This window comes from Carboxylicivirga litoralis (assembly GCF_025499605.1).
Lineage (GTDB): Bacteria > Bacteroidota > Bacteroidia > Bacteroidales > Marinilabiliaceae > Carboxylicivirga > Carboxylicivirga litoralis.
Window position 1 is genome coordinate 1 of the sequence record NZ_JAFMVC010000137.1, and the last position, 413, is coordinate 413.

Annotated in this window: 1 protein-coding gene; it reads left to right on the top strand. The window is 34.1% G+C overall.

The genetic code is table 11. The features are described from left to right. Positions 1–42 precede the first annotated feature (42 nt). Positions 43–413 (top strand): tyrosine-type recombinase/integrase (locus J1N10_RS21105; RefSeq protein WP_262328697.1); only part of this gene is annotated, 371 nt, incomplete at its 3' end.

Consider the following 413-nt stretch of genomic DNA (forward strand, 5'->3'; position numbering starts at 1 on the left):
AAAGATTTATGGCTGTTTAGTTACCTTTTAAATGGGGCTAATATGAACGATATTATCAGATTAAAGTATAAGAATGTTGATGATGAATTCATAACATTTGTTCGTAGAAAAACCAGAAAGACTAGCAAATCATCTAAGCCAATAAGCGTTGCTCTTACAGATGATTTAAAAAGATTAATAGACAAATGGGGAAATAAAGACCGCTCTCCGGAAAACTATATATTTCGTTTCATAAATGAAGATATGACCGAAAAGCAGATTAGGCGTTGCTTGGATAGACTAATCAAAAGAACTAACGACCACATGAAAAAAATCGCAACTGAGGTCGGAATAGAGAAAACGGTAACTACATATACGGCAAGGCACAGCTTTTCAACGGTATTAAAACGTTCAGGAGTTTCAACTGAATACAT